At 74.8% G+C, this 10,397-nt stretch carries 5 protein-coding genes; 3 read left to right on the forward strand and 2 right to left on the reverse strand.

Annotated features, from left to right (window positions below; genetic code table 11):
* The first annotated feature begins 111 nt into the window (after nucleotides 1-111).
* Both ADL05_RS01330 and ADL05_RS01335 read left to right on the forward strand, forming a co-directional pair.
* The gene (locus ADL05_RS01330) at nucleotides 112-327 is read left to right on the forward strand and encodes a TetR family transcriptional regulator (protein ID WP_053614958.1); all 216 of its coding nucleotides are present in this window, start codon (nucleotides 112-114) and stop codon (nucleotides 325-327) included.
* Nucleotides 328-406: 79 nt separating this feature from the next.
* Entirely contained in the window at nucleotides 407-778 is a 372-nt protein-coding gene (locus ADL05_RS01335; RefSeq protein ID WP_053614959.1) for a cupin domain-containing protein, read from the forward strand.
* Between the two features lie 45 nt (nucleotides 779-823).
* Here the strand turns inward: ADL05_RS01335 and ADL05_RS01340 are convergent, their stop codons facing one another.
* Entirely contained in the window at nucleotides 824-1,756 is a 933-nt protein-coding gene (locus ADL05_RS01340; RefSeq protein ID WP_053614960.1) for a helix-turn-helix transcriptional regulator, read from the reverse strand.
* Between the two features lie 169 nt (nucleotides 1,757-1,925).
* Between ADL05_RS01340 and ADL05_RS01345 the strand changes: the two genes are divergently transcribed.
* Nucleotides 1,926-2,966, forward strand: coding sequence for an NAD(P)-dependent alcohol dehydrogenase (locus ADL05_RS01345; protein WP_053614961.1), 1,041 nt, complete (start codon nucleotides 1,926-1,928; stop codon nucleotides 2,964-2,966).
* A 154-nt stretch (nucleotides 2,967-3,120) separates the two neighbouring features.
* Here the strand turns inward: ADL05_RS01345 and ADL05_RS01350 are convergent, their stop codons facing one another.
* Nucleotides 3,121-10,341, reverse strand: a complete 7,221-nt coding sequence (locus tag ADL05_RS01350) for a type I polyketide synthase (protein ID WP_082376013.1) — start codon at nucleotides 10,339-10,341, stop codon at nucleotides 3,121-3,123.
* Nucleotides 10,342-10,397 lie beyond the last annotated feature (56 nt).

Below are 10,397 nucleotides of genomic sequence, written 5' to 3' on the forward strand. Positions count from 1 at the left end.
GGGGCGGTCCCGGTGTCGGCCGCCCTGGGTGCCAACGCTCCGGGGGCGGGCGTTGTTCCGCCCACGTCCGGAGGGGACACGCCCTACGATGGATGGCCCCGTACGGCTCTCGTGACGTCGGCCACCGGCCTGCTGGACGCGGGCGGCACCGAGGCGGTGGCCCTGCGCGAGGTCGGCCCTCTGAGCGGGGGGTCGCGCATGGCGCCCTACGAGCACTTCGCGGACAAGGAGTCCCTGCTGGCGGCGGTGGCCGGACGCGAGCCGCGGCGGCTCGGCGGCATCGTCGACGAGGCGGCCCGGCAGTCGCGGGACTCCCGCGGGGCGTGACACAGGGTCAAGACCGCGCTCGATCTCCTGACACCTTGGCTCCCGCCGAACCGGGGACCGCCTGGAAGAGTGGCGTCCCATGACGACGAACGAACAGGCTCCCGTCCCCTTCGCCCTGCACGTCCCCGACGCGGACCTGGAGCCCGAACCGCTGGACCCCGCCCAGATCGTCTCCGGCGATCCGGTGGTGACCGGTCGGGTGCTGTGGGAGTCGGCCGACGGCACGCAGCTCCGCGGCCTGTGGCAGATCACGCCCGGTGTCGTCACCGACACCGAGGCCGACGAGCTGTTCGTCGTGGTGAGCGGGCGGGCGACCATCGAGGTGGAGGGCGGCCCCGTGCTGGAGGTCGGACCCGGCGACGCCTGTGTGCTGCGCGAGGGCGACCGGACCACCTGGACCGTCCACGAGACGCTGCGCAAGGCCTACCACATCGCCCTCCCCCGCCCCTAGGGACGGCCCTTCGGCCGACGGCGCCCGCGTGCGAGGCCCCGGCTCCTAGCCCTCCGGCCGGGACTCCGGTACGTCCAGGTGGGCCGCGTCCGCGCCCCAGCTGCCCAGCAGGCGCAGGCCGTCGGCGGAGGACGAGCCGGGCTCCGCGTGGTAGGTGACCAGGTACTGGTCGGCGTCGTCGGGCAGGACGAGGGTCTCGAAGGACAGCGTCAGCTCCCCCACCAATGGGTGCAGGAGCCGTTTGACGCCGTGCCCCTTCTCCTTGACGTCGTGCTCGGCCCACAGGCGGCGGAACTCGTCACTGTGCACCGACAGCTCCCCCACGAGCGCCGCCAGCTCCGGGTCGTCGGCGTGGCGCCCCGCCTCCAGGCGCAGGAAGCTGACCATGTCGGCCGCCTTGGCGTCCCACTCGACGAACAGATCGCGGGACTCCGGGCGCAGGAAGACCATGCGCGCCCAGTTGCGCTCCCTGGCCGGGATCCGGCCCCAGTCCCCGAACAGCGACGCCGCCATCCGGTTCCACGCGAGGATGTCCGACCGCCGTCCCACCACATAGGCCGGGACACCCTCCAGCGTGTCGATCAGCTGTCTGAGCGCGGGCCGCACCCGCTGCGAGCGCACCGGTGCCCTGCGCCGGTTCCGCTGGGGCTTGGCCAGGTGCGTCAGGTGGGCGTGCTCGGCGTCGGTGAGCCGCAGCGCGCGGGCGATGGCGTCCAGCACCTCCGCGGACACGTTGCGGCCGTGCCCCTGCTCCAGGCGGGTGTAGTAGGCGACCGACACGCCCGCGACCTGGGCCAGCTCCTCCCGCCGCAGGCCGGGCACCCGGCGGTAGCGGCCCAGGCGCGGCACGCCGACGTCCTCGGGCGTGAGCCTGGCCCGCCGCGTGCGCAGGAACTCGCCGAGTTCGGCGCGTCGGTGCAGGACCGCCTCCGGCTCGTGGCGTCCGGTCGTGCTCCCTGGGCCCGGTTCGTGATCCATGCTCCCAGTATTCCCCGTCCCACGACCAGGAGCCTGACCCCACTGGACGTAGGCACGCCGGTCCTACGCGGCACAGGGGTCTGGGTGGCCGGGCCGATCCTTGGCAGCCTCGTAGGCGTCCCGGCCGGTTCCGGCCGGGAGTCCGCAGTACCGCCGAGGAGAACACCCTGTGAGCACCGTCGCCGCCTACGCGGCTCCCGCGGCCAAGGCACCGCTGGAGCGCACGACCATCGAGCGCCGACCCGTCGGCGAGTTCGACGTCCTGATCGACATCAAGTACGCGGGAATCTGCCATTCCGACATCCACCAGGTCCGGGAGGGGTGGGGCGAGGCGATCTTCCCCATGGTCCCCGGGCACGAGATCGCCGGCGTGGTCGCCGAGGTCGGCTCCGGCGTGACCCGCCACGCGGTCGGCGACCGCGTCGGCGTGGGCTGCTTCGTCGACTCCTGCCGCGAGTGCGGGCCCTGCCGCGCCGGGACCGAGCAGTTCTGCGAGCGGGGCATGACCCCCACCTACAACGGCCTGGACCGTTCCGGCCGGCCGACCTACGGCGGCTACTCGACCGCCGTCGTGGTCGACGAGAACTACACGCTGCGCATCCCCGACGCCCTGCCCCTGGACACGGCCGCGCCGCTGCTGTGCGCGGGCATCACGTCCTACTCGCCGCTGCGGCGCTGGAAGGCCGGTCCGGGCACGAGGGTCGCCGTACTCGGCATGGGCGGGCTCGGCCACATGGGCGTCAAGCTGGCGCACGCCATGGGCGCCGAGGTCACGGTGCTCAGCCAGTCGCTGCGCAAGAGGGAGGACGGGCTGCGCCTGGGCGCGGACCACTACTACGCCACCAACGACCCGGCGACGTTCGAGGAACTGGCCGGGAGGTTCGACGTGATCCTGTCGACGGTGTCGGCGCCCCTGGACTTCGGCGCCTACCTGGGGCTGCTGCGGCCCGAGGGCGTGCTGGCCAACGTCGGTGCGCCGGAGGAGCCCGTCTCCATCAACCTGTTCTCGCTGATCGGTGGCAACAAGGCCATCGTCGGGTCGATGATCGGCGGCATCGCCGAGACCCAGGAGATGCTGGACTTCTGCGCCGAGCACGGCATCGGATCGGAGATCGAGGTGATCGGCGCCGAGGAGATCGGTACCGCCTACGAGCGCGTGGTCGCCAGCGACGTGCGCTACCGCTTCGTCATCGACACCGCCACCATCTGACCGGGGCCCTCGCTCACGGCCCGTGGGATCGCGGCGGCCCGTGGGATCGCGGCGGGCCGCGGAACTCCGGGCCCGCCGCCCCGCGTCTCCCGTGCTCCGGAGCACGGGAGACGCGGGGCTCACCCGGAGCGGGGATCACACCGGGGCCCCCGGCTCACACCCGGTTCCTCGCCGGGCGCATCCAGCGCCGGACGCCGAAACCCCGCCGTCGCTGCTTCGCGTCGCGCAGGACCCCCAGCACGGCCTCCGCCGTGGTGCCCGCGTGCGCTTCCAGCATGGTGAGGTGGTCGCCCGGTACCTCGACCCGCTCGTGGTCGACCGGCCAGTCCCATCCCCGGCCCAGGTCCCGTCCGTCCGACACCCGGATCGGGTCGACCGGCCGGACCTGCGTGGTCGGGCAGGTCAGCGGGCCCGGGCACCAGTCGGTGAACAGGCCCGTGTAAGCGCCCATCGCCGTGAGCCTCGCCGTGTCCAGCAGCCCGAACTCCTGCGCGCGCGCGTTCACCGCCTCCGTGACGATCGGCATCACGCCGGGTTCGTCCGGCAGGGGCGTGTCGACCAGCACCAGCCTCAGGGGCTCGTGTCCCCGGCGGCACAGCTCCTCCGCGGCCGCGTGCGCGGCCCACCCTCCCGAGGACCGCCCCACCAGGACGAACGGCTCCCCGTCCGCCGCGCGCAGAACGGCGGCGGCGAGTCCTCGGGCGACGACCGTCCGATCGGCGGGCAACGGCTCGCCGTCGAGGAATCCCGGCATCTCCAGGGCCCGGACGCCGTGCCTGCCCCGGAACGCCTCGGCGAACCGGGCGAACTCCTGGCTCCCCGAGGTCATCACCAGCGAGGGGACGCAGATCAGCACAGGACGCCGGGGACCGGAGGCGAGCGAGGTCGTCGCGCTCGGCCAGGGGTCGTCGGAGGCCAGGACCGGTCGGGACCGGGCCGCCGTCCGGGCGAGACCGATCGCCTCCTCGGCCCGGCCCGCCGCGCAGGCCCGCCGGAACAGGTCCACGAGGTCTCCGGAGGCGTGCGCGGGCGCTCGTGCCGGCTGGGCGCCCTGCCCCGCCAGTTCGCCGTCCACGTAGGCCGCCAGGGCGTTCGGTGTCCGATGGGCGAAGACGACCGCCGCGGGCAGGCGGAGCCCCGTGGCCTCGCCCAGGCGGTTGCGGAGCTCGACGGCCGTCAGTGAGTCGAACCCCGATTCCAGGAAGTCCTGGTCCGGTTCCAGCCGCTGCCCGGCGGGGTGGCCGAGGATCTCGGCCGCCCGCTCGCCGATCCGTTCGGCGAGCTGGGCCCGGCGCTCCTCGCCGGCCGGCGGGAGGCGCCACCGGTCCCCTCCGGGGTCGTCGGCCGCCGCGACCGCGGCCGGGCCGCCCACCAGTCCGCGCAGGAGCGGGGGCACCGGTCCCGTCGACGCCGACCGCGCGCGCAGGCCCGCGAGGTCGAGCGCCGCCGGCAGCACGTGCGCCCGGCCCGTGGCCGCCGCGGCGTCCATGAGAGCGCACCCTTCGTCGTCGCCCAGGCCCTCCATGCCCCACGAACGCGCCATCCGCGCGGTCTCGGTGTCACCGAGGCCGCGGGTCATGCCGCTCCTGCCCTCCCACCGGCCCCAGGAGAGCGACTGCGCCGGGAGCCCGAGGGAGCGGCGGTGCAGGGCGAGGGCGTCCAGGAACGCGTTCGCCGCGGCGTAACCGCCCTGCCCGGCCGATCCGAACACCCCGGCCGCGGACGAGAACAGGACGAAGGCGTCGAGGTCGTGGTCCGCGGTGGCCTCGTGCAGGTTCCACGCCGCGTCGGCCTTGGCCCGCAGGACGCGGTCCAGGACGTCGGGGCCGAGCGTGGTGACGGTGGCGTCGCCGACCACGCCGGCGGCGTGCACGACCGCGGTCAGCGGGTGGTCCGCGGGCAGATCGTCCAGGAGCGCGCGCACCTGCTCCGGGTCGGCCGCGTCGCACGCCTCGACACGGACCCGCGCGCCCAACGCGCCCAGCTCCTCGGCGAGTTCCGAGGCCCCGGGGGCGTCCGGCCCGCGGCGTCCCACCAGGAGAAGGCTGGTGACTCCGTGCCGCACGACCAGGTGGCGTGCCACCAGTGCGCCGAGCGTCCCCGTGCCCCCCGTGACGAGGACGGTACCGCCGGGACGGAACCGCGTGGCCATGTCCAGGACGATCTTGCCGACGTTGTGGCCCCGCTGCATGAGGCGGAAGGCGTCCACGGCCCGCTCGACGGGGAAGCGGGTCACGTCCACACCGGGGAGTTCGCCCTTCTCCAGGAGGGGGACGATCACCCCGTACGCCCGTTGCAGGCGTTCCGGATCCAGTGCCGACAGGTCGAAGGTCCGGTAGTCGACGCCGCCGTGGTCGGCCGCCACACGGCCCGGGTCACGGACATCCTTGTGCCCCAGTTCCACGAAGCGCCCACCGGGCGCCATCAGCCTCAGCGACGCGTCGATCGCCTCGCCAGTGAGCGAGTTCAGGACCACGTCCACGGGCGGGGAGACCGCCCGGAACCGCTCCTCGAAGTCGAGTCGGCGGGAGTGGGCGAGGTGATCGCCGGCCACACCCATCGACCGCAGCACGTCCCACTTCTCCGGGCTGGCCGTGGCCAGCACACGGGCTCCCAGGTGCCGGGCGATGTGCACCGCGGCCTGGCCCACGCCGCCGGCCGCGGAGTGGATGAGGACCCGCTCGCCCGGACGGAGACCGGCGTCCTCGACCAGGGCGAGATAGGCGGTCAGATAGACGGCGGGTACGGCGGCCGCCGAGGCGTCGTCCCACCCCTCCGGAACCCGTGTCACCCGTTCGCGCCGGATGACGGCGGTCGGCGCGAAGGCACCGGAGAAGATTCCCATCACCCGGTCCCCGGTCGCGAGGTCGAGCACTCCCGGGCCGGTCTCCAGGACGGTCCCCACCCCTTCGTTGCCGATGGCGCCCGGTTCCGGGTGCATGCCGAGGGCCATCAGGACGTCGCGGAAGTTGAGCCCGGCGCTGCGCACCGCGACCCTGATCTCGCCTTCGGCCAGGGGCTTGCGCTGTTCACCGTCGGGCACCGCCACCAGGTCGTCGACACTGCCGGTCCCGCGCACGTCCAGACGCCAGTCCGTGCGCCGCTGGGGCAGCCGCAGACCGCCGTCGTCGGCCGCGGTCTCAGTCAGCCGCGGAACGTACGCGCGTCCGTCGCGCACGGCCACCCGCGGCTCCCCCGTCCGCGCCATGAGCGCGATCAGCGGCTCGTCGATCCGGGGCGCGTCCGCGAGGAGGAAGCGCCCCGGGTTCTCCGTCTCCGCGGAGGAGACGAGCCCCCAGACCGCCGCCCCGACGACGTCCACGGGGAGGGCCTCACCCGTCTCCTCCGGCCGCACCGCACCGGCGGTGACGAACGCGATCCTCGTGGCACCCAGGCGGTCGTCAGCCAACCAGCGGCGGACGAGGTCCAGCACACGCAGCAGCTCGGTCCTGGTCCGCTCGGGCGCGGGTCCGTCGCCACCGCCCGCGGGCACCACGAGCAGGTCCGGCGCGGGCGCGCCCGCGTCCAGCGCCGACGCCAGCCCGGCCGGGTCGGCGTACCTGGTCGCTCCCGCTGGACCGGCCTCGCCCAGCACGGCCCAGGTGCCCGCGGGGGCCCCGCCCGTCCGGCCCGCCCCGTCCGCGGGCGGCTCCAGTTCGGTCCAGTCCTGGTGGAAGAGGGCGCCGGGAGAGGTGTCGGCGGTGGTCGGCGCACGGCGCACCATGAGGCGGTCGACGGACATCACCGGAGCGCCGTCGGTGCCGGTGAACGCCACGGTCCACGTGTCGGTCCCGGTGCGGGCGGCGCGCACGCGCAGTCGGGACGGCGCCTCGGACGTGTGCAGGCGCACCCCGTTCCAGGAGTAGGGCAGCGGCCGATCCGGTCCCGCGCTCGACCACAGGTGGCTCAGCAGGAGCGTCTGGAGTCCCGCGTCGGTCAGGGCGGGGTGCGGACCCGCCATCCGCGCGGCTCCGGGCGGGGCGGCGCGCAGTTCGATCTCGGCCCCCAGCCCGGCCCCGTCCTCCCAGGCGTCGCGCAGCCCGCGAAAGGCCGGACCGTAGTCGTACCCGTTCTCGGCGAACGTGTCGTAGGCGCCGTCCACCGGCAGTTCCACGGCGCCGGCGCCCCGCGCCGTGTCGGGAAGCGGCCGGTGCCGGGTCCGCGGCACGAGGTCGCCCTCCGCGTGCAGCTTCCACTCCCGCTCCCCGGGGGGGAGCGTCCGCAGCCGGGCGACGCGCCTTCCCGTGCCGTCGGGCGTGTCGACCATGACCTGGACCCGGAGCCCGGGGGCGCCCTCCGCGGACGGGACCTCCACGGGGGCCGTGAGAGTGAGGTCGGCGATCTCCGGACATCCGCACTCGCGTCCGACGTGCAGGAACAGTTCCACCACGACCGTTCCGGGCAGGAGGATCCGCCCACCGATCGTGTGCTCGGCGAGCCAGCCGTCCCGGGCGCGGTCGAGTACGCCGGTGAACAGTGTCTGCCCGGTGTCGGCCACGGGGATCCTGGCACCGAGGAGCGGGTGCCCGGCCCGTTCCACCCCCAGCGCGGCGGGGTCGGCCGCGGGCGGGACCTCCGACAGCCAGTGGCGGCGGCGCTGGAACGGGTAGGTGGGCAGTTCGGGTGCCGGTCGGCCGGTGCCGGTGCCGCCGACGACCCGCGCCCAGTCGACGCCGACTCCGGCGCAGTGGGCCTGGGCCAGGGCGGTCTGGAGCCGTGCGGGCCCTCCGTCGCCGCGCCGCAGCGTGGAGAGCACCGCCCGGTCGGTGCGGTCGGCCGACTCCAGCGTCTGCTCGATCGCCAGGGACAGCACCGGATGCGGGCTGATCTCGACGAAGGCCCCGGGCCGCCGGGAGAGCTCGTCGATCACCGGGGTGAGGAGCACCGGATGGCGCAGGTTGCGGTACCAGTAGTCCGCGTCGAACTCGGTTCCCGCCATCCGCCCGCCCCCCGCAGCGGAACCGGGCGACCACTCCGCGGACGGCGCGACGGTGGAATGGATGGGCAGCCGTGCCCTGCGCGGGCGGAGGTCCGCCAGCGCCGAACGGAGGTCGGCTCGGATCCGCTCGACGTGGGGCGAGTGCGAGGCGTAGTCCACGTCCACCCGCCTCACGTGGACGCCCTCCCTCTCACAGGTGGTGACGAGTTCCGCCACCGCCTCCTCGTCCCCCGACAGGACGGTCGACGCGGGACCGTTCACCGAGGCCACGCCGATCCGCCCCTTCCAGGGAGCGATCAGGTCCACGGCGCGTTCGGGGCCGACGGCGACGGCGGCCATGCCGCCGTGTCCGGCCAGGTCCCGCAGCAGCCGGCTGCGCACGGCCACGACCCGCGCGCCGTCCTCCAGGGACAGGGCTCCCGCCACGCAGGCGGCGGCGATCTCCCCCTGGGAGTGGCCCACCACGGCGGTCGGCACGACTCCCGCCGACTCCCACACGCGTGCGAGCGACACCATCACCGCCCACAGCACGGGCTGCACCACGTCCACACGGGCGCCGGCGCCGACCACGGCCGGAGCCCCGGGGCCGCCCCGCAGCACCGCCGTCAGGGACCAGTCGACGACCGGTGCCAGTGCCGCCTCGCAGGCGTCGACGGCTTCGGCGAACACGGGGCAGGACTCAAGGAGGCCCTGAGCCATGCCGGCCCACTGCCCGCCCTGGCCGGGGAACACGAACACGGTGGAGGCGCCCCGTCCGGCCCGGCCGGCGGTTCCCGTGACGACACCGTCCGCGGACCGGCCCTCCGCCAGCGCGCGGACCCCTTCGGTCAGGGCGTCCCCATCGGCCCCGCAGACCACGGCCCGGTGCGCGAAGCCCGTCCGCGTCGTGGCGAGGGCCCGGGCGATACCGGACGGTTCCGGCTCGTCCGTCGACTCCAGGTGGCCGAGCAGGCGCGCCGCCTGTTCCCTCAGGGCCGGTGCGGAACGCGCGGACAGGACCCAGGGCGGGGCACCGTCCGTGAGGGCGGGCGCCCCCTCCTCCGACTCGTCGGGGACGTCCAGCGGGGCCTCCTCGACGATGACGTGCGCGTTGGTCCCACTGATCCCGAAGGAGGACACGCCGGCCCGTCGCGTCCGCTCACCGCGGGGCCACGGCCTGGGCTCGGAGAGCACGCGGATCCGCCCGGCCGACCAGTCCACCAGCGGAGTGGACTCCTCGGAGTGCAGGGACGCGGGGAGCAGCCCGTGCCCCAGCGCCAGCACCATCTTGATGATCCCGGCCACGCCGGCCGCCGCCTGGGTGTGCCCGATGTTCGACTTGAGCGAACCGAGGCCCACCGTGCCCGTACCGCCGTCCGCGCCGAAGACGTCGACCAGCGCCTGGGCCTCGATCGGGTCCCCCAGTTCCGTGCCCGTGCCGTGCCCCTCGACGGCGTCGACGTCGTCCGCGGACAGGCCGGCGTCCTCCAGGGCCGCACGGACCACCCGGACCTGCGCGGCCCCGTTGGGGGCCGTCAGCCCGTTGGACGCGCCGTCCTGGTTGACCGCGCTCCCCCGGATCACCGCGAGGACACGGTGTCCGTGCCGGCGGGCGTCCGCGAGCCGCTCCAGTACCACCACGCCCGCGCCCTCGGCGAATCCCGCGCCGTTCGCGTGCGCGCCGAAGGACTTGCAGCGACCGTCGCCCGACAGCCCGCCCTGCCGGGCGAACTCGGTGAACAGGGCCGGAGCCGTCATCACCGTGGCACCGCCCGCCAGGGCCATGGAGCACTCCCCCCGGCGCAGCGCGCGCACCGCGAGGTGGACGGCCACCAGGGAGGAGGAGCAGGCCGTGTCGACGGTCAGCGCGGGCCCGTCCAGTCCCAGCGAGTAGGCCACGCGCCCGGAGGCCACGCTCGGGGCGGTTCCCGTCAGGAGGTATCCCCGCGCCTCCTCCGGTACGGGAAGCGCGCCCGAGGCCGCGCCGCCGGCGTAGTCGGTGGCGCTGATCCCCGTGAACACGCCCGTCGCGCTCCCGGCGAGGGTGGAGGGGTCGATTCCCGAGCGCTCGACCGCCTCCCATGACACTTCGAGCAGGAGGCGCTGCTGCGGGTCCATGGCCGCCGCCTCACGCGGTGAGATCCCGAAGAACTCCGCGTCGAACCCGGCCACGTCGCCCAGGAAGCCGCCCGCCCGGGTCGCGCCGGGTCGGTCCACGAGTGAGGCCAGGTCCCACCCGCGGTCGGTCGGCAGGTCGCCGACCGCGTCGACGCGGTCGCGCAACAGGTCCCACAGCGCTTCGGGGGTGTCCGCCCCTCCCGGCAGCCGGCAGCCCATGCCCACGATCGCGATCGGTTCGCGGTCGCGCGAACGCAGGTCGTCCAGTTCGGCCCGGGTACGGCGCAGGTCGGCGGTGACCCGTTTGAGGTAGTCGAGCAGCCGCGTGTCTTCCGTCATTGGCGTCGCCTCACCGATTCGTATGGCCCACGACCCATGGCGGATCGCGGAGGGGT

The organism is Nocardiopsis sp. NRRL B-16309 (assembly GCF_001279585.1).
In the GTDB taxonomy this organism is placed as follows: Bacteria; Actinomycetota; Actinomycetes; order Streptosporangiales; family Streptosporangiaceae; genus Nocardiopsis.